This is a genomic window from Roseovarius sp. MBR-78 (genome assembly GCF_040547535.1).
Lineage (GTDB): Bacteria > Pseudomonadota > Alphaproteobacteria > Rhodobacterales > Rhodobacteraceae > Roseovarius.
In genome coordinates this window covers 50,858-73,501 of sequence record NZ_JBEPPX010000016.1, presented here as the reverse complement: position 1 = coordinate 73,501, position 22,644 = coordinate 50,858, and the positions used below count along the sequence as shown (strand labels likewise).

Here is a 22,644-nt window from a genome sequence, read left to right as displayed (position 1 = left end):
TCAGAACATTGATTCCGAAAAGGAATGAACCTATGAAAAGTATACTTGGATTTGCCAGCCTTGGTACCGCAGGTGCCGCCGCTGTCCTTGCGATGAGCCTGAATGCAGCACCTGCCGCAGCCGAAGAGGTCACGCTTTACAAGAACCCGCAATGCGGTTGCTGCGAGAATTATGCGGACTACCTCCGCGAGAACGGATTCACGGTAGAGGTGAAGCCGACCCACGATCTGGCGCAGATCAGCCGCGAGGCGGGCATCCCGGATAATTTTCAGGGCTGCCACACCGCCTTTCTAGGAGATTACGTTGTCAGCGGCCATGTGCCTGTCGATGTCGTCAACAAGGTGCTTGAGGAACGCCCTGAAATTGCCGGTGTGACACTTCCCGGCATGCCGATGGGGTCACCCGGTATGGGCGGCGCGAAGCAGGAGCCGTTCAAGATTTACACCGTCGAAGAAGGTGTGAACCCGACCGTCTATGCGGTCGAATGATCAATTGCGCGGTACGGGGCAATCCCGTGCCAGACCCGCTTCAAGGGAACGCAAAGGGTGAACTTTATGATGATGGACGGTGGAATGCTGGGTGGCGGCATGATGATCGCCATGGGTCTGATCTGGTTGCTGATCGTGGGGGTGCTGGTGCTCGCGGCGATCGCCTTGGTCAAATACATCCGCTCGGACAGCGGAAAATAGAAATGCGCCGGAATGCGGAATGAGGGTGCCAGCAGCGGCGACAGCCTGATGTCGATGGGATTGATCTGGGCGCTTTGCGTCCTGCTTGTCCTGTCGTTGCTCGCGGCACTCATCGTCCTCTTTATGTGGCTCGCAACAAGAAGGCGGAAGCGCAGTGAAAAACACCATTAGGCTCTCAGCTTTCCTGCTCGCCGCAACAGTTTCGCCCGTCTCGGCGCAGAGCGACTTGCTCATGGGCGAGCGCTTCTATCAGGAGAACTGTGCCAGTTGCCATGGGGCAAACCTGGAGGGGCAACCTGAATGGCGCTCCAGACTGCCGAACGGAAGGTTGCCTGCCCCGCCGCACGATGTGTCGGGCCATACCTGGCACCATCCCGACCGCGTATTGTTCGACATCGTGAAACGCGGACCGGCGGCGATTGTCGGGAACGGTTACGAAAGCGACATGCCCGGATATGGGGGCGTGCTGACAGACAATGAGATCACGGCGGTCATCGACTACATCAAGAGCACATGGCCCGACCGGATCCGCGCGTCGCAGGAAAGCCGCACCCTCGCGGATGAACAGGCGCAACCATGACCCACGAACTCGCCAGCAAAACCGAACCCGTGTCGCGGCGCATCATCTCCGGATTTGTGCTGGTGCCGCTGGTAGCTTTTGCCCTCATGGTCCTGTTCGGCTGGGGGCTTTTCAGGGGTGGCGACGACTTGCCATCGGCGCTTCTTGACAAACCTGTGCCGGAATTTGCCCTTCCCCCGGTGATCGGCCGCGAGGAAAGTCTTTCGACGCAGGACCTGATCGACCATGTCTCACTGGTGAACGTCTTCGCCTCGTGGTGTGTGCCTTGCCGTGCGGAACACCCGCTGTTCATGGAATTGAGCGCCACAGCCGAAGTGCCGCTCTACGGGATCAATTACAAGGATCCACCCGAGCAGGCGCGGGCATGGCTCGACGAACTGGGCGATCCCTACGATCGTATCGGGGCCGACATCAACGGACGCGCCGGCATCGAATGGGGCGTTTACGGCGTGCCCGAAACCTTCGTCATCGCGCCCGATGGCACCATCGTCTACCGACATGTCGGCCCCATCACGCGGACGATCTTGCAGGATACCCTGTTGCCGATCGTCCGTGATCTGAAAACCCAAGCTGACAAGGAGTCAATGCCATGAAACATCTCAAACTGGCGCTCGTCGCCTGGACATTGTCCGTCAGCGTGGCTTTTGCCGGGCCGCAGGGGTTTGCCTTGCACGACGTGCCGCAGCCCGTCGCCAATGTGCGCTACCTGACCGAGGACGGCAGTCGCGGCGATATGGAGGATTTTCGCGGCAAGGTGATCCTCGTTAATGTCTGGGCAACCTGGTGCGTGCCCTGCCGCGAGGAGATGCCGACGCTGGATGCGCTTCAGGCGGAACTTGGTAGTGATCGCTTTGAGGTGGTTGCGCTGTCCATCGACAGGGCAGGATCACCCGTCGTGCGGCGCTTTTACGACGAGATCGGTGTCACCAATCTCGAGATGTATGTCGACAAGACCATGCTCTCGGCGACTGCGCTGCGCACGGTGGGTTTGCCGACGACGATCCTGATCGACGCGCAGGGGCAGGAACTTGGGCGGTTGGTCGGTCCGGCCGAATGGGATGATCCTGACATGGTGTCGTTCTTGCGGGATTTTATCGAATGAGACCCCAAAATACTCGTCTGCCTACGCTTGACCTTCCAGTTACTGGAATGAATGTTTTTCAAACATCAAAAGGATTTTCCGGATGACCGACATATCACCCTCTAACGGTGTTAACTCCGCTGACATCGCAAAAGCTGGCAACTGGCCCAGGTGGCTAACGCGCGGACGATTGTTGTTCGTCGGTGCGGCAACTGTGATGGGGGGCGGCATGGCCCTCAACTGGGGATGGCTCACAGCGATCGGGCTCGCGCCGGTTCTGGTCTCGCTGGCTCCCTGTGCCGCGATGTGCGGCCTGGGTCTGTGCATGAAGGGTGGGTCCGGCAGCAAATGCAATGATGCGGGAACCGCCAATGCCATTCAACCCGAAAGAGGCGACACTTGAACACTTTTCTGACGCGTCGCGCAGCCTTGGCGACACTGGCCGCCACGATTTATTCTTCAGCTTTCGCCAATCATCCCGGGGAAAACCTGGATGCGCGCATGTTCGAGATGGAGCCGTACTTCCAGGCCATCGACGCGGCGCAGGCCCCTAGTTTCGAACTACAGGATTCCGAGGGCAATTTCGTACGCTTGTCGGATTTCAGCGACAAGGTGGTCATCCTGCACTTCATCTACGCCAATTGCCCGGATATCTGCCCGCTCCACTCCGAAAAGATCGCGGCCATTCAGGCTTCTATCAACGACGGCCGATGAAGGATCTGGTGCAGTTCATTTCGATCACGACCGATCCTGTGAATGACACGCCGCACGTCCTTCGTGACTACGCGGATCGGCATGGGCTCGACCCCACCAACTGGGTTATTTTGACCAAGCGGCCTGATCAGGCAACCGACGCGACGCGTCTTCTGGCGCGGTACTATGGGCTGGAATTCACAAAGACCGCCGACAGCGACATGATGATGCACGGAGCGGTCACCCATGTCGTGGATATCGGCGGGCGGTCCGCCGCAAAGTTCCACGGCATGGAGTTCAAGAACGTGAACCTCATCCTCTATGTCAGTGAGTTGATCAACAACGCTCAGCATCGACGCCAGGAGCCAAGCTGGTGGGACCGGCTAACCGAGGTGTTTCAATGAGTGTCGTTGCGACTGGCGTCAGGTTGTCCTCGACGGACAGCATTTCGCTGACAGCACAGCGTCGGTATTTTTCGGTGATCATTCCGGCCAATCTGACCTGGGAGTTCGCGCATATGCCGCTCTACACGATCTGGAACGAGGGCACCCGGGGCGAGATCGTTTTCGCGGCCGTCCATTGCACGGGTGGCGATATCCTGATCGCCATGAGCGCGCTGATGCTTGCCTTGATGCTGATCGGGCGCGGATGGCCCCATATCGCTGCAACGCGGCGTTCGGTGACGGTCCTGACAGTCGTATTGGGGCTGGGCTACACGCTGTTCAGTGAATGGCTCAACATCGTGATCCGCGCGGCCTGGGCCTATTCGAACCTGATGCCGATCATTCCAGTCCTTGATGCGGGCTTGTCGCCCGTACTGCAATGGATCTCGATCCCGCTGGTCGCGTTCTGGTGGGCCTTGCGGCCCTTCAACAACGATCGTGAAACATGATGGATATCTCCGGCATCGGCATTTTCGCGGCCTTCATGGCCGGAGCCATCTCGTTCCTGTCGCCCTGCGTCCTGCCGCTTGTGCCGGGTTATGTCTCCTATATCGCGGGCCAGCCGGACTTGCGCACGACGCGATCGGTCGGCTTGCGGGCACGCGCCGGGGCACTTGGGCTGAGCGCCTGCTTCGTTCTGGGATTTTCCACGGTCTTTGTCGCGTTGGGGGCCGGGGCCAGCGCGCTCGGGTCGCTGCTGCTGACCTGGCGCACTGAGCTCAACTATCTGGGCGGGGCGATCATCATCCTGTTCGGGCTCGTCATGCTGGGTGTCTTTCGTCTGGATGTGTTCTCGCGCGATACCCGCTTTAATATTGATCTCCCCGGGGGCCGTCCGCTCGGGGCCTACGTGCTGGGGCTGGCCTTCGCCTTCGGCTGGACTCCCTGTATCGGACCGATCCTCGGCGCGATCCTGACGCTCAGTTCGACCTCCGGCGGTATGTCGGACGGCATCTGGCTGCTGTCGATCTATTCCGCCGGGCTGGGCGTGCCCTTCCTGCTGGCAGCCCTGTCCACCGACGCCATCGCTGCGCGGGTCAGGCAGATTGGCAAGGCCGGTCGCTGGCTTTACAAGGGCGCGGGTGTTGCCATGATCATCATGGGCGTTGCCATCATGACCGGGCAATTGTCACGGTTTGCCTATTGGCTGCTGGGGACGTTTCCCTTTCTTGCGACTATCGGCTGACGGGCCAGTGATCAACTCTCCTTGTCGCTTTGGAGAATCAATGATCGTGCATTGCCCCTAATGTAAGATTTTGCCCTTAAATCCGGTACTATTACCCATAAATCCGATACAGAGTTGAGTAGATCGGTGCAGAAAATGGAAAAATATCGCGCGATGGCTCCAGAATCTCGCCTCTAAGGGCAAAATCCTAGGCTAAACGCACCGCGTCTCAGATTTAAGGGCAACGCGACACTCGACCTGATCACGGCTGCGAGCGGCCTGCACCCAATCAACCACGCCTATAGGGGGTTTCACCTGTGGAGCCTCGCGGATCTCAGTCAACAGGGAGACCAAATGTAAGCCGCAGTCACAGCAGACCGGATCGCAGTAAGCGATCGGAAAGATGCGACCTTTGCGCCGCTGGCCATGGGCGAGGCTGGGGCGTTGAGCGCCGGTGGCCCGCTAGTCGACGGCTCGACGGAATTGGTAGTGCAACCTTGACCGCTATGCGCCACCTAGACGACATCGAGGCCTGGGCGGAACGGGCGGAAGCCGTGATGACCCCGTTGTCGGGCCGCACGCCGCCCGCCTTACGCGGGGTCCTAACCGAATGGCCCCTGCCGGCCGCCCCGATGGCCGAAACCCAGACGGGTGCACGCTGGGCGGCAGTTCAACGCAATTTCGCGTGGATGGAAACACGGGGTTTGATCCGAGAGGTGACAGGGCAGGGTCGGTTTCGGATGTGGCGGACTGCTGTTCCAACCTACCGACCTTAGTCTTCCCAGGTCGAAAGTGTGACGCTGACGACATGCCGTGATCACAGAAATTTTTCTTGAACCTCTAGGAGCTTTAGGAGTTAGGATCACAGACAAAGAACGGCACTTGGGACGTAGTCGATATCGTCCTTACCTTGTCTTGGACGAATAGTAACTCGTTCAGAGCAGGGCTTAGGCTGCTGTTCGTCCAGGAAAGGAATCAGGAAAGATGCTTACAAGACGCCACTTCATCCAGACGACGACCGCGCTGTTTTCAGCGTCGATCTGCAGTCCGCTCCTTGCAGACACGTGGCCTACCGAGGTGCAAAAAGCCGCTTGGGACGCTCAAGTCACACCGCCTGGCTACGACCCGGCCACGTCCAACCCTTGGGGTTTGCATCCTCGCTTCCTGCCACAGCGGGTCGTAGTGAAGGACGGACTTGTACCCGGTGACATCCATGTCGATGCAGTTGCGCGCTATCTGTACCACATCGAAGAAGGCGGCACGGCGATGCGGTATGGCGTAGCAATTGCACGTGGCAAACTTTACGAGCCGGGCACGTATACGATCAAGCGCAAGGTGAAATGGCCACATTGGCAGCCGACACAAAACATGATCGACCGCGACCCGGAACTCTACGCGGATATTGCTGACGGTATGGAGCCAGGGCCCGAAAACGCGCTCGGGTCGCGAGCGCTCTACCTCTATGTCGGCAACCGGGACACCTATCTAAGGATACATGGCACGCCGCATCCGAGTAGCATCGGCGGGCGCGCGAGTTCCGGCTGCGTTCGGATGGTAATGGCGCATATCAATGACCTTTATCCCAACGTGAAAACTGGCTCGACAGCGTTCCTTTACTCGGCTGAGGATAGCGTAGTCAGGCAGAGTTGATGCCGTATCGGTAGCGGCCACACCTGAAGACATGCTCTATTGAACCTTACGACTGGCGGGCGGTGCAAATAGGACTGCCGCCAACTGCGCGCAGCGGCACTAGGGTCGTTTCCACAGGGCCGCTATGCTCATACCAATAGCAACCGTCTTCCGGGCGAAGCCTTGCCGAAGTGAGGTCCTGATTGGGAGCAGCAAGGTTAGCGACAGCTTCGGGAACGTTTCCGACCTCGTTCAAATCGCCAGGGGACTCAGATGTCGGGGCTGCGCATCCGGCGATGAACAGGAGCCCCGCTGCGACGGCATTCTTTCGTTTCCACATACAAACCTCTGAGACTTCACATATTGTTGGTTCCGATCAGTCTGGCACACCGCCCGTTCGGTCACAAGTTGCGAGGAGGCTGTCGCCTTCCTCTTTTCGCTTGAGCCGATTTAAAAACAAACGCAATTTCTATCTTGAAGCTCTAGTTGCTGTAGCTGCTATATCAATTTGGTCTCAGCGAATCCCGGGGTATTTTATGTCATCCAAAAGCCACAGTCTCGACCACGACCACTCCAACGCAGCCGACCACGCGCACGCTCAAGAAGCGTCGTGCTGTGGGACCGGCAAGTCATGTGGAGAGGTTGCTCCGCAGTCTCCCGCGCCGTCCGGCGGAAGAAACTTCCAGGTCTCTGGCCTGGATTGTGCCGAAGAAGTGGCGATCCTGAATCGGGTCGTGGGTCCGAAGGTCGGCGGAACAGAGCATCTTGCGTTCGATGTGATCAACGGACGGATGACCATCCTCGACAGCGCGGAGAGGATTTCGGACGACGAAATCACGCAGTTGGTCGCTACGACCGGCATGAGCGCGAAGCCATGGGATGCCGACAACGCAGCTAAGGACCAGGCGGCGCATCTGGCGCGTCAGAAGCGCTTTACCTCGTTGAGCGGCGGCTTCTGGGCGGCGGGTTTCCTTTTCCATATCGTCGAAACCGGCATGGGTGGCGCGCTCGGACTCTTTGCGGGGCATGGCGAGGCGCCGATGCCCATGGCGGAAGCGGGGCTCTTCGCCGTCGCGATCCTTTTCGGCGTCTGGCTTGTTGCGCCCAAGGCCTGGTCTTCTGCGCGACGGTTTTCTCCTGACATGAACCTGTTGATGGTTGTAGCCGTTGCGGGCGCCATTGGCCTCGGTGAGTTTTTCGAGGCGGCGACGGTCGCGTTCTTTTTCTCGCTGTCGCTTTTTCTGGAGAGCTGGAGCGTGGGCCGCGCGCGCAACGCGGTTTCCGCGCTGCTCGATCTTGCGCCGCCCACGGCACGGGTGATCCGACCGGATGGCAGTGAGGTAGACGTTCCAGCAGCAGAGGTCGCCGTGGACGATCGTTTTGTCGTGCGCGGCGGTGACCGTATCCCCCTCGACGGTGAGGTCGTGGACGGGGCAGGGGCCGTCGATCAGGCCCCTATCACCGGCGAAAGCGCACTGGTGCCAAAGGAACGGGGCGATGAGGTCTATGCCGGTACGATCAACGGCGAGGGCACGCTGACGGTGCGGGCGACCAAGGCAGCCTCAGACACGGTGCTTGCGAAAATCATTCGCATGGTGGGCGATGCCCATGCCCGCCGCGCGCCGGTCGAGCAGTGGGTTGCGAAGTTCGCGCGCGTCTACACACCCATCGTAATGGCGCTGGCGCTCGCGATCGCGTTGGTGCCGCCGCTCCTGCTGGGCGGCGCCTGGGACTACTGGTTCTACAACGCGCTGGTGCTTCTGGTCATCGCCTGCCCTTGCGCGCTGGTCATCTCGACGCCGGTTTCCATCGTCGCGGCGCTCACCGCCTCGGCGCGAGCAGGGGTGCTCATCAAGGGCGGCGCCTATGTCGAAGCACCAGGGCGCACCACGGCGCTTGCGATGGACAAGACCGGAACGATCACGATGGGCGAACCCGAGGTGGCGGCAATTCACCCACTGGGCGAAGCCTCCGCGCGCGATCTTATGAAGCTGGCAGCAAGTCTAGAGGCGCGATCCTCGCATCCGCTGGCACGCGCCATCCTCGCGCGCGCCGAAGCCGATGGTGTTTCCGTGTCTGCCGCAGAGGACACACGCACCGTGCCCGGGCGCGGGCTGGAAGGACGCGCCGATGGGCGCGTTATCTGGCTCGGCTCGGATCGGTTCGCCGAGGAGAAAGGGTTCGGCAATGCCATTCCAGCGGATCTCCGTGACCGGATCGAAGGGGCAGGGAGCACCCTTGTGGCCGTGGGTGACGGGACCGGCGTGACCGGCGTGCTGGAGCTTCGCGACCGCATCCGCCCCGATGCCAAGGGGATCGTTGCGCGGCTGCACGCGCAGGGAGTGAAGACGATCGTGATGCTGACAGGCGACAACGAACGCACCGCGCGTGCCGTGGCGGCCGAGGTCGGCATCGACGAGGTGCGCGCTGAGCTCTTGCCAGAAGACAAGGTGACAGCCATCGAAGAACTCGTCGCGAACCACGACATGGTCGCGATGATCGGTGACGGTGTGAATGACGCACCGGCCATGGCGCGGGCGCACTATGCCATCGCCATGGGGGCTGTAGGATCGGACGCGGCCATCGAGACGGCCGACATCGCGCTGATGACCGACGATATCGGCAAAGTGCCGTGGCTCATCGGCCACTCGCGCCGGGCCATGACGATCATTCATCAGAACATTGGCATCTCGCTGGCAACCAAGGCGGTATTTGTCGGGTTGACCGCGTTCGGCATGGCCTCGATGTGGGGCGCTATCGCTGCGGATGTGGGTGTGTCTCTGCTTGTCGTCGCCAACGCGCTTCGGCTTCTGAACGGCGAGCGGGTCAAGACCGGGCCTTCGGGCGGTGAACCGGTGGGCGAACAGATGGCGAAGGGAGCGCTGGCCCACGGTCATTGATCCGGCGCTTTCGGTAGAGTAACGTCTGTTATCAAGCAGACCTCGCACAAGGGGCGTCGAGCAGTGATGAATACCAGAATTCCACGACGGGTCTTTCTGTTTAGTGGATTTGCAGCCTTCCTGTCGGGCTGTGCCAGCAAGTTCCGGTCGTACAACGGACCCGAGGTGACCCGGCTGCGCATGTACAAGGCGCAGCGGTTGCTGGTCTTGGACGGGGCGAGTGACGTTTTGCGGACCTATCCCATCGGATTGGGCTTCGCGCCCGAAGGTCACAAGCAGTTCGAGGGGGACGGTCGTACGCCGGAGGGTTCCTACCTAATTGACCGGCGTAACCCGGACAGTCTTTTCCACCTCTCCATCGGCATCTCATATCCCAACGAGGTCGATATCGAGTTTGCAGAGGCGCAAGGCCGATCTCCGGGAAAGGACATCTTCATTCACGGCGGCTCGAGGCGTGGGATCGACCCCATGAATGTCCGTGACTGGACGGCGGGTTGCATCTCCGTCACGGACCAACAGATCGAGGAAATTTACGCAATGGTGAGGGACGGGACATCCATCGACATCTATGCCTGATGGTCAAGCAAAGCGACGGCGCAGCGCGATGTTGATGGCTTCGATTGCGATGACCATGAAGACGACTGCAATCGTAACGCTGGCCGCTTTGTCGTACTGGAAAGAGCGCACATAGGTCTGGATGTAAAAGCCGATCCCGCCCGCGCCGACAATCCCGAGGATCAGCGACTCTCGCAGGTTCAGTTCGAACCGGAAGATCGTGTCGCGGGCGACGACCGGCGCCATCTGGGGCCAGATCGCGTGTCTGAGCCGCGCGAGCGGTCCGGCACCCGCACTTTCCAGCGCAGCGATTGGCGCGCGGGACACACCGTCGATCGCCTCTGCATAGAATTTGGCGAGCATCCCCGTCGCATGAAACGCGACCGCGATGATGCCCGGCAGCGGACCGAGGCCGACAGCGCCCACCATGAGCATGGCCACGAGGAGCAGTGGAATAGCCCTGATGAAGGCCAGCAGCGTTCGAACCGGTCGATAGAGCGCCGGCGGTACCATTGTCTCGGACGCGAGAATGCCGAGCGGGACCGACAGGATCACCGCGCCAAGGGAGCCGAGGATCGCGATCCTCAGCGTTTCCGCGCTGCCCTTCAAAATTTCACGCATCACCGTCGGGTCCGGTGGAAGCATCCGGCCCAGGAAATCGGCGATCCGCGAACCGGCCGACGTGAGGCGCGACAGTTCGACATCGGTCGTAGCGAAGGACCAGAGAATTGCACCGGCGATCAGACCGCTGGCCGCGAAGTTGCCGAACCCGCGAAACCGCATCAGGATACCGCCCGGAGGCCGATACCGGGCATTGGCTCTGTCTCCATGTAGAGATCCGCTGTTGCATCCTCGTTCAGCTCGGAGGTTGGCACATCGAAGACGATCCGCCCGCCACGAATGCCGATGATACGCTGCGCGAAACGCCGCGCGAGGTCGGGCTGGTGTGACGAAAACAAAGCCGTTGCTCCGCGTGCGCGCGCTGTCCCGGTCAGCAGCGACAGTATTTCGCCCGCGCGTGCGGGATCGAGATTGCTCACCGGCTCGTCGGCGAGGATAAGCTTTGGTTCCTGGGCCAGACACCGCGCGATGGCCACGCGCTGCCGCTGCCCGCCGCTGAGACTGTCGACCCTGCGTTCGGCGAGATCGCCGATGCCGCAATCGGCGAGTGCTGTGCGCGCAATCTCCAGATCGCGCCAGGTCGGCGATCCCAGAAAGGCCCGCAGGGGCGGCATGCGTCCCAGGCGGCCGTTGAGGACGTTGCGCAGGACCGTGGAGCGTTCGACCAGCGCGAATTCCTGAAACACGAAGCCGGTATCCGGGCGGTGCGCGCGTGTCGGCGGATGATCGGGATAGAGCGGCGCACCCAGAACCGATACCCGCCCGCGCCACCCCTGAAGCCTGCCGTCGAGCAGCGCCAGAAGCGTCGTTTTCCCCGCGCCGGACGGACCGAGCAGCGCGATGGTTTCGCCAGCCGGAACCCGAAGCGAGACCCGCTCCAGCGCCGGGAGGTCGGCGCCCGGATGGGCAAAGCTCAGGTCGTCGATTTGGGCGGCAGTACTCATTTCAATAGCCCGTATCGCCGCGCCATGTCGCGCACACCTTCATACGCCGTGGAGTCTGCCCTGACATAGCCATCCGGGCCGTAAAGATAGCGCAGCCTGTCGCGGTTCTCCGGCTCATTGAGCCGCAGCATCGCGTCGATAAACCGGTCCTGTAGGCCGGCGTCGAGTCCCGGACGCGCGATCACCAGATGGCTCGGGATTGGCACGCTTTCCGCGATCCAGGTCACTTCAGCCTGCTGCGTCGGGGTCAGAAGAAGGTCTGCGTACTGGCTCGCGCCCGCAGCATCCACCAGGCCCTCGGCCATGGCCTGCATGGCCTGCTGGTAGCCGCCCGCGAAGAAGATGCGACCGAAGAATGCCTCCGCTTCCCCGGGGCCTTCGATCAGCCCGGCCTTCACAAACTCGGTGAGCGGGTAGAGGTAGCCGGATTCCGAGATCGGATCGGCGAATGCGATGTCGCGCCCGCGCAGGTCGGCGAGCGCGCCGATGCCGCTGTCGCGCCGAACGAAGATACGGCCCGTGTAGCTCGGCGCGTCGCGGTAGACCTCTGACAAAAGCGGTACGGCACCGATTTCGGCCTCGGCCAGAACGAAGGGCAGGGCGCCCATGAAGGAGATATCCGCGTCGCCGTTCCGCAACGCCTCGACTGCTGCGGCATGGTCGATGGTGACGAATCCTTTGACGGGGACGCCGATCTGCTCAGCCAGCCAGCCGGTGATGGCCTCGATGTCGCCAAGCAGCTTCTGCGGGTTCTCCTGCGGGATGAAGGCAAGCCGCAACGTGGCATCTTGTGCGGCCAGCGGGGTCGCCAGAGACACCGCGCTTGCACCAGCCAGGATCAGGACCGTTCGGCGGTTCAGGTGGATCGCCATCAGAACGCCCTTTCATTGATTGCATCGGCCTCGGTCTGGAACGCGCTCCAGCTTGCCTCGGCGGCGGCCCAGTCCTCATCGCGCACGGCGGCGCCGACCTCGGCCAACCGCGCGGCCAGCGCATAAACCTCGGGCCGGGCTTCGAGGTTCGACATTGTGCTGGTGTCGGCTGCGAGGTCCGCGGCGACGGTATCGGTCAACAGCAGGATGTGCTCCGCGTCCCGTCGGGGCAGCAGCGTATCGAGGGTCGAGGCGAAGGTCGTCAGCTCGGAGAATGCAAGCCGGAAGGCGGTGTTCTCCGCATCGAAGGCTTCATAAGGCTCGTCCGCCGCGCCCACGGTCTCCAGATAGGCGGTCAGGTCCGCCCGTTCCGCCTCGGTCAGCCCAAGCGATTTCGCCTCGTCGAACCAGTCCACGACAGCGGCCAGGGTCGGCAGCGATCCGTCATGGAAATACGGCGCGGTATAGGCGGTGCCGAGCAGCGTGGGGGTGTCCATCGCACCGACGCGGGCACCTTCATAGGCTGGCGCGACAGAGCCGATGTCGTGCGCCCGCCGGTCGAGGAAGTTCGCGTCGGGGACGTGGCAGCTGGCGCAGGAACGGTCGCCGAGCCCCGCGAACGGCGTGTTGAAGACCGCTTCGCCGCGCCGGGCGGCCTCGGGAGCGGCGTCGGTCAGTTGACCGTCCGGCGTCAACATGGAATTCGGCAGAAAGTCGAATTCGAGCATGTAGGCGACCAGCGCGTCCAGTATGAAAGGTGTCGGTTCCTCGCCGCCGAATTCGTTGACGATCACGTTGCGGGAGAAATCGCGCAGGGAGGCGAAACGGCCGTCGCGGCCATAGGGGCCGGTGAACCGCAATCCGCGCAGGCTTGGTATGTCGAGCGGGTCATCCCGCCGGTCGTTGAAGATCGGGTTGAAAAAGGCGCCGTCGACGTCGATCGCCCCCGGTTGATGGCTGGCGCCGGGGATGAAGAGCCGCTGGTTCACGTCAGAGCGGTTGTGACAGGTCGCGCAGGCAAGCCCGAGGTCGCGCGCCGGGCTGCCGAAGATTTGCGCGCTGTCGAACAACATGTCGCCGTAGGCGACGAGCGGCAGATCGGTCTCGTCGATGCCCTGTTCCTCGAAGTTGAGGACGAGACGCGGCAGCGGTTCCTGATCGAAGATGTCGGATCCGGGCGGCAGGCTCGGCGGCACCTCGATGGCGCGGCCGCCGAGCACAGCGGTTTCGGGCAAGGCGCTCAACATCTGGCGCGGAGCGAAATCGTCAATGAGGTAGTTCTCCGCGAGATATCCGGAGATGACCGCCCGCGCGACCGCCATCGTGTCGCGATCGGCAGGTGTTGCGCCCGCGCCAAGGACGCCGGCGGAACCTGTGCTGCTGTTGAGTTCCAGCCAGGCGAGGCCGATGCGGCGCGCAGCCTCTGGATCGGCGGCGGCAATGCCGTCCGCGAACGCACGATAGAGCTCCCGAGCCGTCCGAACGGCCTGCTGCGTGGTCGCCGAGTCTTCGGCCGAAAGAGCCCGGTCCAGTTCCTCTTCGATCCTGTCCGCGATCAGCCGGGTCGCCTCGGCGAAAACCACCTGCCGGTTCTCGCCCATGATAGCGTCCCGAAGAGAGTCTGGTGCGTCGTCGCTCTCGCTGTCCAGCCACGCCAGCGCACCGACGGAGAATTCCGAACCCCGGTAGGGTTCGGTCCAGGCGGCTTCGATCTCGTCCCAAGGCAACGGCTCGAGATTTCCGAGAAAAAGCGTCAGCCGGTAGGCCGCCGCCTCGGGAAGCCAAGGGGCCTCCTTGGCAGGTGTCGCAGCAACAGGCCCGGAGAATATGAACACACTGGCCAACGTGGCGAACAACGCTCTCACAAAATCTCTTATCACCACGACCTCCAGAAACAAAGTTAGACATGGCTAACTTATCTACCCTAAGCAAACAAGTTGTCAATCCCGCTGTTTCGCTGCAAAGTCCGGGTATGACAAAGCTGCAATCACATGAGTGTGAAGCATTCGAAGCTGTCGACAGGGCTCCCGAAGCGCAGGCCGAGGGGTTTGCGACCGTGCGTCAGGCGCACGAGAGCGAGATGGCAGAGGATTATGTCGAGTTGATCGCGGAACTGATCGACTCGTGCGGAGAAGCCAGACCCGTCGATATCGCCGAGCGGCTTGGCGTGAAACCGCCTACGGTTACCAAGAATATTTCGCGGCTCAAGACTGCGGGCCTGGTGCGGCGGGAACCCTACCGCGCGATATTCCTCACTGGCGCAGGGCAGGAACTGGCGGAGGCCTGTCGCCGACGCCACAGAATCGTCGTAGCGTTTCTCCTGAGCCTCGGAATCGACGGAGAGACCGCGGAACGCGATGCGGAGGGTATTGAGCATCACGTCAGCGAAGCCACGTTGGAGGCTTTCCAACAAGCACTTCAGCAATCAAGAAGCGACTTGTAACTACGCAACCGGTATGTCGCGACTTTAAAGCAATCACTCCAACCGACAAAAACTGACCGACGGTCGCGCAAAAATATCGCGAAAAATGACGTGGAACTAATTCGTTCCAAAAAGAACAATAGGGCGACAACGTGGGCGAATCCTTCCGTGAGGATGGGTTACAACCGCTCATGGGTCGATCAGCACCTCAAACTTTGACCTCGCGATGGCACGAATTGCCGCACGCGGGTTTATCGCGTTGCCATTACCGGCCAGTCAGCAGACCCTCGCGATCATGACCGATCAGAAACTCGAAACTGACTCCCTGTCACAAGACAGTTTGGTCTACGGTAGTATCGGGCTGATTGGTGCAGTCCTCTGGGTGATGGCAACCTACTTTCCGGCGCAGGTGCCGACGATCTTTCCTTATGAATTCTCCTGGCCGATCTACCTTGCGGTCACGCTCGCGGGGCTGTGGTTCGCCCGAGGTCTAGGGCGTGTGGCGAAGGCGGACTGCCCAAGCCGCTGGAGGCAGGCAGCCTTTTGGGCTGGGCTTTTGCTTTTGTGGGGCGTCACGCAGACGGGGTTTGAATATCTGGCCCAGCGAATGTTCTTCACCAACCGCTTGCAGCACGTGGCGATGCACCATGTTGGCCCGGTCCTGCTAGCGCTCAGCACTGGGGGACCTGTACTTCTGGCAGGCGGGCCGGGATGGCTGCGCCGGCTTTGTTACAGTCGACCTGTCTTGCTGACCTATCGAGTGATCCAGCAGCCCGTGATCGCGGTGATCCTCTTTGTCGGGCTGTTCTGGTTCTGGCTCGTCCCGCCGGTACATTTCGCCGCCATGCTCGACCCGGTGCTGTATCAGGTGATGAACTGGTCGATGGTGATTGACGGCATCCTGTTCTGGGCGCTGGTGCTGGACACCCGGCCCGTTCCCCCCGCCCGGCTGCGATTCGGCTGGCGCGCAGCGCTGGCTGTGGGCGTAATGTTCCCACAGATCGTTCTGGGGGCGCTCATAACCTTCGCCACGGTGGATCTGTTTCCCTATTACGCCTTCTGCGGGCGCTATTTCCAGTCAATTTCGGCGATGACGGATCAGCAGATCGGCGGCATCGTCATCTGGATCCCCCCCGCGATGATGAGTGTTCTGGGACTTTTGGTAGTGGTGGCCAACATGCGCGCCGCCGAGGCCGATCTATGATCTTCAGGCACCCATTATGCGGCGAATGTCGGCTGTGGCCCCGGCGGTGTTGGTCTCTAGCGTATCGAAACTCGGCCACATTACGCGTGCTTCACCCTGCGCATCGAAAACATAGACCGACTTGCCGTGCGAGACGTCATAGGTCATGTCGTCCGCTTCATGCGGTGCAATCTTGTAGGTGACTTTGATGCGCCGTGCGAGACGGGCCAGCTGATTGGGCGTACCGATCAGCCCGTCAGCCCGCGGCGTGAAGGCGCCAACATATTCTGCCATTATCTCGGGTGTGTCGCGATCGGGGTCCACTGTGACGAAGAGGATCGACAATTTTGCGGCGCGCTCACCAAGCTGCTCTAGAACGGCAGACAGGTTTGAGAGCGTCATCGGACAGATATCGGGGCAGAACGTGAAGCCGAAAAAGAGTGCCACGACCTGACCCTTATAATCGTCTTGGGTCACGCGCGCGCCATCCTGCGCACGGATCATCGTGAAGGACAGATCGGGCAAAAGCCCGGTCACATCCTTGCCATACCATACTTCGTCATCACAGGCGGCGAGGGGCAGGACAAGGCCCGCGCACCCTATGCGCCCGAGCATCACACGGCGGCTCATTATCACATCAGAACGGCCCATAAATCACCAACATCGCCACACCGAAGGCCGCTGCCAGAAAGAAACCGGCAACACCCAGCAAAAGCCAGAGCACCATGCGATTGCTCGATTTGGTTCTACGCCTGAGATCGCTGGCCGTCAGGTTCGTCGTCCCAGTAACTTGCGTCTCGTCATTCATGACATTTTCCTATGGCAATCACGTGTGTATCGCAACGTGTCGAGCCCCAACGAGGACGCGACAAAGCGCCTCGAGAACCGGCGAGGTGGCAACGGTCACAGCGCATATACAATCGTTACGACCGTGATCATGACGATCGAGAACATCGCCAACGCACCGAAGGCGAGCGTCCGACCCATGTCGCGGTTCGGTTTCGTCACCTTCAGGCGCAACTCACTAGCAGTTTCCGGAAACTCAAGCGCTGCAGCATTAGAGCCACGCATCAGGTCGTATCTGGCATTCCAGCGGCGTACTTCGGCTGCGTTCCAGCCATTCATAACCAGAATGATCGCCACGATCATGACCATCGAGGACGGAACCCAGATCGTGTAGCCACCGATGGTCTCGTCAGCTAATGCACTGAATCCAGTTTTGTTCCTTGTAATTTGGTAGGACGCATAGAGGTTCACCTCCTTGAGGGTTGTCAGAGATCCCAGAAAAATATTCGAAACAATCACCACAAAACCGGAGATCAGCCTCGCCCCGCGTCGCGCGCCTTCGGGCGGGTCCCGGAGATCGAACAGCATGCCGAAATACCAAACCCCTGACAGGACCATCGACAGATGCGCGAGCAACTCGATCGCAGCAGCACGCTGTGCAAGTTCGTAAAGTACTGGTATTTGCCAGACGAAGAGCGCCACAACGAGCAAGGCAGTGGCGATTGCCGGATGCGCCATTAATCGCACGGCTCCATTTCTCCCGAGCCCAACGAGGTATCGACGCCACCGTCTTTTCAGACCGACTTGAAGTATTCGCCACGGCTGCGAGACCGCGATGAGAAGTGGCCCCGCGAGGCGCAGAAGAAGATGCTCCACCTGATGCACCGAGAAGAAGCCGTGGCCTAACGGGGCTAAGGGGGCATTCGTGGCAACGAGGATGCAGACGAGGCCGCCGAAGAATAACGCCGACCGCCAGACAGCGATCCTACCGAGAATGCGAGAAGATCGCTTGAGGCCGCGAATATAAAGCCATGTGGCCAAACCGATTGAAAAGAGCGTCACTGGCGAAATCGCATAACCAAACGGGTTGTAGTTGATGAGAAAATTGATCATTGGCTCCTGTTTTTCATGGTTTCGACCTGTCGGTGGATGCCGGTGACAATCGGGATATCCCGACGGCACCGCCGCGGGCCAGGGACAGATCCGTGGTCATCATGAGGTATTCACCCTGCATCCACTTCGGAAAGAGGTTTTCGTAGAACCCTGAGAGGGGGTGCCCGGACTGACCGGCAGGCGCGATGAAGTAGGAACCGCTCTCTTCCGAAAGCGACATGACCGCCTGAAAATTGGTGCCCGCACTGGTGGCGAACGGGCGGTCGTCATCCGATGCGAACACTGTCGACATCAGAGTAAAGGGATCGCCTGACATTGGTGCTTCGAGAGACAGCAAGTCGCTTGCCGTCTCGCCCGCTCTGATCGGCGACCACTGCATGTTCAAAATGTGCGCCTCGCCCCAGGACCAGGCGGAGGGATCGGGTCCGTAACGGTCGACCAGCCAACCGAGGGCATCATCCAGAGCCGTTCGAACCTGATCCTGGCAGGTCTCAATGCGAGCGGATGGGCGGATGTCGCACCAGATTGCGCTCCCTCCGCGATCGGAAAGGATCGCGTAAAGGAAATCAGGGATTGGTCTGGTCCAGACCTCCGTCGCCGCTGGAAATTCATCCTGAAGAATGCGTTTCTGCAATGCCCGCACCCATGCCCAGAACACGAGCGGCTCCGGTGAAAAGCGATCCATGTCGCCATTCCATTGGGCAAGCATGTCCAATATCTCGCCGCGAAGTCTGTTAGCGCGAGTCACTTCGATGGAGCTTGTGGAACTCACGAACCAAAGTTCCTGCGCCATCAGTGGGAGAAGCGCGCGCGCGGCTGGGCTGACAGTGTCGCGTTGCACCGCAATCGCGCTCTCTACAGAGAATATCGGCTGTCGATCATCAAGAGCCGCTAGACGAGCGTCTCGAAACGATACAGGCCGCTCGACCTCGTTTTCGGGCCAGCGGGCCAGAGTTTCACGGTCGATCGCCACAACCTCCATTCTGGCAGATAACATTTCGGAAGCTCCACTAACGGCATCGTTCGCATCGGTGGACCTAGCGAGATGGTCAAGCATCATCAGAAAATCGCTGGCCTTCGCGCCTGTGGGAGTTTCTGGCTCTTTGACTATATTCGGCGGAGTGGATCGGAACGCCCATGCGACGCGCTCGTTGCGGCCGACAATGACAAACGGTATACCCGGCAAAGTGGTACCTATAGCAGCCCCTGTCGGAAATTGAAGATCGGCCAAATACCATTCCGAGGGCAACGACAGAGGACCCCTGATATCGGCAGCGAGAATTGGAATGCCAGTAGCAGTTCGGCTGCCGGGGAGCGCCCAAGCATTGAGGCTGACTTCGGGAAGAGTTGCAAATAATTCAGGTGTCTTGGGCCGATCCGCGGAAATCAATACATCTGGTAATTCCAACACTCCTTGCCGGCCGCTCTTGGATTGCAGATTGCTTAGAAATGACTGGGCGATCCTGAGACTGTCTTCAGGTCGCCAAACAGAGATCGCTCTCTCGCCTGCAATCAACAGTTCGGGTGAACCTTTGCCGCGACCGCCGTCGGAAACGAGTCCAATCCAGGCGTTGATACCTGCGGCATAAGCTTCCAGCGCGTCAGAGACGGAAGGTTCAAGATCGATCGCACGGTCCGGAAGCGGTAGGTTCCCAGCCGCACGTCGCGCCCTCAGGAGCTGACCAAGCCTGTCTTGGGCATGAACAAAGCCGATGGCAAAATAAATGTCGGCAAACGACGCCGCAGAGACGTGCGGTATAGCCGAAGAATCCCTCAGTATTTCAACAGGTCCTTCGATGCCTGCGACATCAAAGTCTTCGTCGTAGTCAGGAACTGACGCGCTCAGCAGAAAGTAGGCACCGCCGGCGACGATCAATCCTGCCACGACAGCTGCGAGGGAAGTGCGCAGCAATATATTGAACAGACGTTTCAATTCATTGCCAATTCAAAAGCGGTTTCATGCAAGAATGCGTAGGAAGATGACCGAAGCGAAAAAGGCAAGAAGGCCGAAGGCAATGCCGAAACCCGTCGCGTATTGAAGCATATCGAGGCGGTTTCCTTTCCGCCGCCGGGCGAGAAGAGCACCCCAGATCGCTCCGCCCACGACGCCCGCGATCACCAACATCAGATTTCCTCCGTTTTTAAGTTTCTTGCGTTGCGGTCCAGTCCCGCTGTCCCGGCAGTCTTGATCAAAATCCAGTTCCCTATGATGAGCACCAGTAGGGTCCAGTCGCCAAGGCGTGCGTAGAGTGTGGGAGCACGCGCGCCTGGCAGGCTGGCATCGATGATCCCTCTTTCCCCGGTATCGAGCCGCGCGACGACATCACCGTTGGCGTCGACTATCGCGGATATTCCGGTGTTGGCCGCACGAACGACAGGAAGACCTTCTTCGACGGCGCGCATGCGGGCGGAGGCGAGATGCTGCTCGGGGCCAATGCTTGTCCCGAACCAGGCATCGTTGGTCGCATTGAATATCCAGTCGGGCCGCAACAGGTCGTCGACGACATGGCCCGGAAAGATGATCTCGTAACAGATTGCCACGGCGACCAGCGGAGCGCCCGGGAGAGCGAGTGTGCGCGGCCCGGACCCGGGCGTGAAGTCGCCCAGTCCCTCGGTCAACCGCTCGAATGGCAGCCAGTCTCGGAGGGGGGTATACTCCCCGAACGGGACGAGATGATGCTTTGCATATCCCGTCAGAATCTCCCCGCTGCTGTCATACACCTGGGCTGTGTTGAAGTAGCTGGCACCGTCATCGCTCTCCACGCGATCGGGTGCCCCGGTGAGAAGGAGCGCACCCTTCGGCAGGGTCGCCGCGATCCGAGCGCGAGCTGCTGCGTCCTCGTCGAGAAAGCCGGGAAAAGCCGTTTCCGGCCAGAGAAAGACAGTCGCATTACCGGGTTGCGACGAGAGTTCAAGATAACGCTCAAAGGTCACTTTCCGGTTTCCGGGCGCCCATTTTTTCCGTTGCGACACATTGCCCTGTACGACGCGCAAATCAATGCCGGTCGGTGTAGGCGCGGCCATTCCGAGGCGGAGCGCGCCGGCACCCCAGATCACAAGAAAAATCACCCCGCTCAGGACAGCGGCTCGCCACCGTGTATGGGTCGAAAATGCCGCCCCCGGCAAAGCGCCAACAAAGACGGTGAAAAGACTCAATCCATAGCTCCCGATCCACGCAGCGGGCTGGCGTAGCGGGGCATAGTCGACGAGGGCGTAGCCGGCGAGGTTCCACGGAAATCCCGTCAGAACATGACCCCGCAGCCACTCCGCTGCCGTCCAGCATGTCGCGAACAGCAGGCACGCCGCAATGCCCCCGAGCGGCCTCCGCCGCGCGATGACGGCAAAAAGGGCCGCTGCCACGGCCGGGAAGATGGCAAGGACCGCTGACAACCCCGCGACGGCTGGGATTGCCAGCGCGCCGAAACGTTCGGCATCAACATAGAAGCTCTCCGCGATCCAGGAGATCCCGAACCCGAATTGACCTACGCCGAATACCCAGCCGAAGAGAAGAGCGCGCTTGGGCGAAACAGTTCGGAGGATCAGAAAAAGCGCGGAGAACGCCACAGGAACCGCGATCAACATCGAAAAAGGCGGGAAGGTCAAAACCGACGATCCGCCAGCCGCGAACGCAAGGCTCATCTGCAGGAGCAGAGCACGGCCCTGGCTTGCGAGCTGTGCCAAACCCGGATTCATGGACCGGTCTGACGTTGTACGGCCAACCACGGCGCGACGAGCAGCAGCCCCACGCCGCTGACCACAAAAACGTCGGCCATGTTGAAGGCAGGCCAGTGCGCCGACCCGATGTAAAGATCAAGAAAGTCCGTCACTGCGCGATAGCGCAGGCGGTCCAGGACGTTGCCGAGTGCACCGCCGATGATCGCACCGTAGGCAAGGGCCTCGACCCGACTGCTGGTACAGACCAGCATGACCGCCAGCCAGACGCAGATGCCAAATGCCAGTACGACAAGGCTCCACCACGGCGCACCGCCGAGAAGCCCGAAGGTCACCCCGTCATTGCGCAGGTAGATGAGATTGAAACCGGGAAAGACCGGCACCCCGGAACTCAGGTCAGTTGCATTGAAGACAACGATTGCTTTCGTTACCTGATCGACCAGAAAGGCAGACAGAGCTGCAAGCAAACCGATTAAGACGGACGTTCTCATAAGCTCATCCCAGCCAGACGTCGAGGAACAACATGATCACGAGGCCCACCGCAAAGCCAAGAGCGCCCTATTCTGATAGTCGGAACGGTGGGTTTCCGGAATGATCTCGTGGCTGATGACGTAGAGCATCGCACCCGTCGCGAAGGCGAGACCCCAAGGGAGGAGCGACTGCGAAAGACTGATGATGCCCGCGCCGAGGAGTCCGCCGACGGGCTCAACGAGGCCGGTCAGGGCGGCGATGTCCCATGCGCCAAACCTGGAATAGCCTTCGCCAAGCAGCGAGACCGCGACCGCCAGACCCTCGGGGGCGTTTTGCAGTCCTATGCCGATCGCAAGCGGCAAGCCGCCCGAGAATCCGTCAGCTCCGAACCCGAAACCAACCGCAAGCTCTTCGGGGAAATTGTGGATCGTGATCGCGATGATGAAGAGCCAGACGCGGCGCAGCGATGCGGCGTCAGGGCCCTCCCGCTCCATCTTGAAAAGCTTGTGCGGTAGCTTTTCGTTCATCAGAGCAACCGCGCCCATGCCGAGCAGGATCGCAAAGCAGACGATGGCTGCGGGGCCGGCAGCGTTCTCGAACTGCCCTTCGGCCGTCTCGAGGGCCGGGATGATCAGCGAGAAGGACGAGGCCGCGAGCATCACACCAGCCGCGAAGCCGAGCAGGAGATCGCGTGTGAACCGGGACGGGATGAGCCCAAAGAGCACCGGTACCGCCCCGACCGCAGTAAGCGATCCGGCGGCCAGATTTCCAAGAAAGCCAAGGGCTATGGGGGAGAGAGGTTTCAACTGCTAAAGTCTTGCCAAG

General features: G+C 60.6%; 27 protein-coding genes and 2 pseudogenes. 16 read left to right on the top strand and 13 right to left on the bottom strand.

Features of this window, described 5'->3' with window-relative positions; genetic code table 11:
* Nucleotides 1–32: 32 nt before the first annotated feature.
* The 12 genes and pseudogenes from ABIE58_RS13665 (at nt 33) to ABIE58_RS13610 (ending at nt 6,301) form a co-directional block, all read left to right on the top strand.
* Nucleotides 33–488 carry a DUF411 domain-containing protein gene (locus ABIE58_RS13665; protein WP_354545266.1) on the top strand — a complete coding sequence of 152 codons (456 nt, stop codon included), beginning with the start codon at nt 33–35 and terminating at the stop codon, nt 486–488.
* Nucleotides 489–545: 57 nt separating this feature from the next.
* Nucleotides 546–689 (top strand): hypothetical protein, encoded by a 144-nt coding sequence (locus tag ABIE58_RS13660; RefSeq protein ID WP_354545293.1) that lies wholly within the window; start codon nt 546–548, stop codon nt 687–689.
* Nucleotides 690–843: 154 nt separating this feature from the next.
* Nucleotides 844–1,269, top strand: a complete 426-nt coding sequence (locus ABIE58_RS13655) for a c-type cytochrome (protein WP_502950100.1) — start codon at nt 844–846, stop codon at nt 1,267–1,269.
* The gene (locus tag ABIE58_RS13650) at nt 1,266–1,862 is read left to right on the top strand and encodes a DsbE family thiol:disulfide interchange protein (protein ID WP_354545265.1); all 597 of its coding nucleotides are present in this window, start codon (nt 1,266–1,268) and stop codon (nt 1,860–1,862) included. Before ABIE58_RS13655 ends, ABIE58_RS13650 begins: the two co-directional genes overlap by 4 nt.
* Nucleotides 1,859–2,371 (top strand): TlpA family protein disulfide reductase, encoded by a 513-nt coding sequence (locus tag ABIE58_RS13645; RefSeq protein WP_354545264.1) that lies wholly within the window; start codon nt 1,859–1,861, stop codon nt 2,369–2,371. The genes ABIE58_RS13650 and ABIE58_RS13645 overlap by 4 nt, the downstream gene beginning before the upstream one ends.
* Nucleotides 2,372–2,453: 82 nt before the next feature.
* Entirely contained in the window at nt 2,454–2,753 is a 300-nt protein-coding gene (locus tag ABIE58_RS13640) for a hypothetical protein (RefSeq protein WP_354545263.1), read from the top strand.
* Complete coding sequence (locus tag ABIE58_RS13635) at nt 2,750–3,064, top strand: SCO family protein (protein WP_354545262.1); 315 nt, start codon at nt 2,750–2,752, stop codon at nt 3,062–3,064. Before ABIE58_RS13640 ends, ABIE58_RS13635 begins: the two co-directional genes overlap by 4 nt.
* The gene (locus ABIE58_RS13630; RefSeq protein ID WP_354545261.1) at nt 3,061–3,447 is read left to right on the top strand and encodes an SCO family protein; all 387 of its coding nucleotides are present in this window, start codon (nt 3,061–3,063) and stop codon (nt 3,445–3,447) included. Before ABIE58_RS13635 ends, ABIE58_RS13630 begins: the two co-directional genes overlap by 4 nt.
* Nucleotides 3,444–3,935 carry a hypothetical protein gene (locus tag ABIE58_RS13625; RefSeq protein ID WP_354545260.1) on the top strand — a complete coding sequence of 164 codons (492 nt, stop codon included), beginning with the start codon at nt 3,444–3,446 and terminating at the stop codon, nt 3,933–3,935. Before ABIE58_RS13630 ends, ABIE58_RS13625 begins: the two co-directional genes overlap by 4 nt.
* The gene (locus tag ABIE58_RS13620; protein ID WP_354545259.1) at nt 3,932–4,672 is read left to right on the top strand and encodes a cytochrome c biogenesis CcdA family protein; all 741 of its coding nucleotides are present in this window, start codon (nt 3,932–3,934) and stop codon (nt 4,670–4,672) included. Before ABIE58_RS13625 ends, ABIE58_RS13620 begins: the two co-directional genes overlap by 4 nt.
* A gap of 231 nt (nt 4,673–4,903) precedes the next feature.
* Nucleotides 4,904–5,427 (top strand): annotated as a pseudogene (locus tag ABIE58_RS13615) (hypothetical protein); the annotation flags it as partial.
* 208 nt (nt 5,428–5,635) lie between these two features.
* Nucleotides 5,636–6,301, top strand: a complete 666-nt coding sequence (locus ABIE58_RS13610; RefSeq protein ID WP_354545258.1) for a L,D-transpeptidase — start codon at nt 5,636–5,638, stop codon at nt 6,299–6,301.
* A 46-nt stretch (nt 6,302–6,347) separates the two neighbouring features.
* Here the strand turns inward: ABIE58_RS13610 and ABIE58_RS13605 are convergent, their stop codons facing one another.
* Nucleotides 6,348–6,620 carry a hypothetical protein gene (locus ABIE58_RS13605; RefSeq protein ID WP_354545257.1) on the bottom strand — a complete coding sequence of 91 codons (273 nt, stop codon included), beginning with the start codon at nt 6,618–6,620 and terminating at the stop codon, nt 6,348–6,350.
* A gap of 196 nt (nt 6,621–6,816) precedes the next feature.
* Here ABIE58_RS13605 and ABIE58_RS13600 point away from each other — a divergent pair, with 196 nt between their 5' ends.
* Complete coding sequence (locus ABIE58_RS13600; protein ID WP_502950099.1) at nt 6,817–9,180, top strand: heavy metal translocating P-type ATPase; 2,364 nt, start codon at nt 6,817–6,819, stop codon at nt 9,178–9,180.
* Nucleotides 9,181–9,246: 66 nt separating this feature from the next.
* A complete protein-coding gene (locus ABIE58_RS13590) occupies nt 9,247–9,756 on the top strand; it encodes a L,D-transpeptidase family protein (protein WP_354545255.1) in 510 nt (169 codons plus the stop codon).
* A 3-nt stretch (nt 9,757–9,759) separates the two neighbouring features.
* On the opposite strand, the gene phnE is transcribed toward ABIE58_RS13590, so the two are convergent.
* Genes phnE through ABIE58_RS13570 form a run of 4 tightly spaced genes read right to left on the bottom strand, consistent with a single transcriptional unit; the run spans nt 9,760 to nt 14,028 of the window.
* Nucleotides 9,760–10,518, bottom strand: coding sequence for a phosphonate ABC transporter, permease protein PhnE (gene phnE / locus ABIE58_RS13585; RefSeq protein WP_354545254.1), 759 nt, complete (start codon nt 10,516–10,518; stop codon nt 9,760–9,762).
* Entirely contained in the window at nt 10,518–11,300 is a 783-nt protein-coding gene (locus ABIE58_RS13580) for a phosphonate ABC transporter ATP-binding protein (protein ID WP_354545253.1), read from the bottom strand. Before ABIE58_RS13580 ends, phnE begins: the two co-directional genes overlap by 1 nt.
* Nucleotides 11,297–12,172, bottom strand: coding sequence for a phosphate/phosphite/phosphonate ABC transporter substrate-binding protein (locus ABIE58_RS13575; protein WP_354545252.1), 876 nt, complete (start codon nt 12,170–12,172; stop codon nt 11,297–11,299). Before ABIE58_RS13575 ends, ABIE58_RS13580 begins: the two co-directional genes overlap by 4 nt.
* Entirely contained in the window at nt 12,172–14,028 is a 1,857-nt protein-coding gene (locus ABIE58_RS13570) for a cytochrome c peroxidase (RefSeq protein ID WP_502950098.1), read from the bottom strand. Before ABIE58_RS13570 ends, ABIE58_RS13575 begins: the two co-directional genes overlap by 1 nt.
* A gap of 116 nt (nt 14,029–14,144) precedes the next feature.
* Here ABIE58_RS13570 and mntR point away from each other — a divergent pair, with 116 nt between their 5' ends.
* Together mntR and ABIE58_RS13560 are read left to right on the top strand one after the other, a co-directional pair.
* Nucleotides 14,145–14,615, top strand: a complete 471-nt coding sequence (mntR, locus tag ABIE58_RS13565; RefSeq protein ID WP_354545251.1) for a manganese-binding transcriptional regulator MntR — start codon at nt 14,145–14,147, stop codon at nt 14,613–14,615.
* 205 nt (nt 14,616–14,820) lie between these two features.
* Nucleotides 14,821–15,798: a cytochrome c oxidase assembly protein gene (locus tag ABIE58_RS13560; RefSeq protein ID WP_354545250.1), complete on the top strand. Its 978-nt coding sequence runs from the start codon at nt 14,821–14,823 to the stop codon at nt 15,796–15,798.
* A 3-nt stretch (nt 15,799–15,801) separates the two neighbouring features.
* Here the strand turns inward: ABIE58_RS13560 and ABIE58_RS13555 are convergent, their stop codons facing one another.
* From ABIE58_RS13555 to ABIE58_RS13520, 8 genes and pseudogenes are all read right to left on the bottom strand, one after another.
* Nucleotides 15,802–16,392 (bottom strand): SCO family protein, encoded by a 591-nt coding sequence (locus ABIE58_RS13555; protein ID WP_354545287.1) that lies wholly within the window; start codon nt 16,390–16,392, stop codon nt 15,802–15,804.
* A 22-nt stretch (nt 16,393–16,414) separates the two neighbouring features.
* Nucleotides 16,415–16,585, bottom strand: coding sequence for a hypothetical protein (locus ABIE58_RS13550; RefSeq protein WP_354545249.1), 171 nt, complete (start codon nt 16,583–16,585; stop codon nt 16,415–16,417).
* Between the two features lie 95 nt (nt 16,586–16,680).
* Nucleotides 16,681–17,676: a cytochrome c oxidase assembly protein gene (locus ABIE58_RS13545; RefSeq protein ID WP_354545248.1), complete on the bottom strand. Its 996-nt coding sequence runs from the start codon at nt 17,674–17,676 to the stop codon at nt 16,681–16,683.
* A 13-nt stretch (nt 17,677–17,689) separates the two neighbouring features.
* Entirely contained in the window at nt 17,690–19,609 is a 1,920-nt protein-coding gene (locus ABIE58_RS13540) for a penicillin acylase family protein (protein WP_354545247.1), read from the bottom strand.
* 24 nt (nt 19,610–19,633) lie between these two features.
* Nucleotides 19,634–19,801 (bottom strand): hypothetical protein, encoded by a 168-nt coding sequence (locus ABIE58_RS13535; protein ID WP_354545246.1) that lies wholly within the window; start codon nt 19,799–19,801, stop codon nt 19,634–19,636.
* The gene (lnt, locus tag ABIE58_RS13530) at nt 19,801–21,369 is read right to left on the bottom strand and encodes an apolipoprotein N-acyltransferase (RefSeq protein WP_354545245.1); all 1,569 of its coding nucleotides are present in this window, start codon (nt 21,367–21,369) and stop codon (nt 19,801–19,803) included. Before lnt ends, ABIE58_RS13535 begins: the two co-directional genes overlap by 1 nt.
* A complete protein-coding gene (lspA, locus tag ABIE58_RS13525; RefSeq protein ID WP_354545244.1) occupies nt 21,366–21,839 on the bottom strand; it encodes a signal peptidase II in 474 nt (157 codons plus the stop codon). The genes lnt and lspA overlap by 4 nt, the downstream gene beginning before the upstream one ends.
* Nucleotides 21,840–21,843: 4 nt before the next feature.
* Nucleotides 21,844–22,625: pseudogene (locus ABIE58_RS13520) on the bottom strand (ZIP family metal transporter).
* Nucleotides 22,626–22,644: the final 19 nt, after the last annotated feature.

What these genes read in the sequence shown, in the direction of transcription:
- ABIE58_RS13665 (WP_354545266.1), top strand. Translation starts at nt 33, where the DNA reads ATGAAAAGTATACTTGGATTTGCCAGCCTTGGTACCGCAGGTGCCGCC.
- ABIE58_RS13650 (WP_354545265.1), top strand. Translation starts at nt 1,266, where the DNA reads ATGACCCACGAACTCGCCAGCAAAACCGAACCCGTGTCGCGGCGCATC.
- ABIE58_RS13645 (WP_354545264.1), top strand. Translation starts at nt 1,859, where the DNA reads ATGAAACATCTCAAACTGGCGCTCGTCGCCTGGACATTGTCCGTCAGC.
- ABIE58_RS13640 (WP_354545263.1), top strand. Translation starts at nt 2,454, where the DNA reads ATGACCGACATATCACCCTCTAACGGTGTTAACTCCGCTGACATCGCA.
- ABIE58_RS13630 (WP_354545261.1), top strand. Translation starts at nt 3,061, where the DNA reads ATGAAGGATCTGGTGCAGTTCATTTCGATCACGACCGATCCTGTGAAT.
- ABIE58_RS13625 (WP_354545260.1), top strand. Translation starts at nt 3,444, where the DNA reads ATGAGTGTCGTTGCGACTGGCGTCAGGTTGTCCTCGACGGACAGCATT.
- ABIE58_RS13620 (WP_354545259.1), top strand. Translation starts at nt 3,932, where the DNA reads ATGATGGATATCTCCGGCATCGGCATTTTCGCGGCCTTCATGGCCGGA.
- ABIE58_RS13610 (WP_354545258.1), top strand. Translation starts at nt 5,636, where the DNA reads ATGCTTACAAGACGCCACTTCATCCAGACGACGACCGCGCTGTTTTCA.
- ABIE58_RS13605 (WP_354545257.1), bottom strand. Translation starts at nt 6,620, where the DNA reads ATGTGGAAACGAAAGAATGCCGTCGCAGCGGGGCTCCTGTTCATCGCC.
- ABIE58_RS13600 (WP_502950099.1), top strand. Translation starts at nt 6,817, where the DNA reads ATGTCATCCAAAAGCCACAGTCTCGACCACGACCACTCCAACGCAGCC.
- ABIE58_RS13590 (WP_354545255.1), top strand. Translation starts at nt 9,247, where the DNA reads ATGAATACCAGAATTCCACGACGGGTCTTTCTGTTTAGTGGATTTGCA.
- phnE (WP_354545254.1), bottom strand. Translation starts at nt 10,518, where the DNA reads ATGCGGTTTCGCGGGTTCGGCAACTTCGCGGCCAGCGGTCTGATCGCC.
- ABIE58_RS13580 (WP_354545253.1), bottom strand. Translation starts at nt 11,300, where the DNA reads ATGAGTACTGCCGCCCAAATCGACGACCTGAGCTTTGCCCATCCGGGC.
- ABIE58_RS13575 (WP_354545252.1), bottom strand. Translation starts at nt 12,172, where the DNA reads ATGGCGATCCACCTGAACCGCCGAACGGTCCTGATCCTGGCTGGTGCA.
- mntR (WP_354545251.1), top strand. Translation starts at nt 14,145, where the DNA reads ATGACAAAGCTGCAATCACATGAGTGTGAAGCATTCGAAGCTGTCGAC.
- ABIE58_RS13560 (WP_354545250.1), top strand. Translation starts at nt 14,821, where the DNA reads ATGGCACGAATTGCCGCACGCGGGTTTATCGCGTTGCCATTACCGGCC.
- ABIE58_RS13555 (WP_354545287.1), bottom strand. Translation starts at nt 16,392, where the DNA reads ATGCTCGGGCGCATAGGGTGCGCGGGCCTTGTCCTGCCCCTCGCCGCC.
- ABIE58_RS13550 (WP_354545249.1), bottom strand. Translation starts at nt 16,585, where the DNA reads ATGAATGACGAGACGCAAGTTACTGGGACGACGAACCTGACGGCCAGC.
- ABIE58_RS13545 (WP_354545248.1), bottom strand. Translation starts at nt 17,676, where the DNA reads ATGATCAATTTTCTCATCAACTACAACCCGTTTGGTTATGCGATTTCG.
- ABIE58_RS13535 (WP_354545246.1), bottom strand. Translation starts at nt 19,801, where the DNA reads ATGTTGGTGATCGCGGGCGTCGTGGGCGGAGCGATCTGGGGTGCTCTT.
- lnt (WP_354545245.1), bottom strand. Translation starts at nt 21,369, where the DNA reads ATGAATCCGGGTTTGGCACAGCTCGCAAGCCAGGGCCGTGCTCTGCTC.
- lspA (WP_354545244.1), bottom strand. Translation starts at nt 21,839, where the DNA reads ATGAGAACGTCCGTCTTAATCGGTTTGCTTGCAGCTCTGTCTGCCTTT.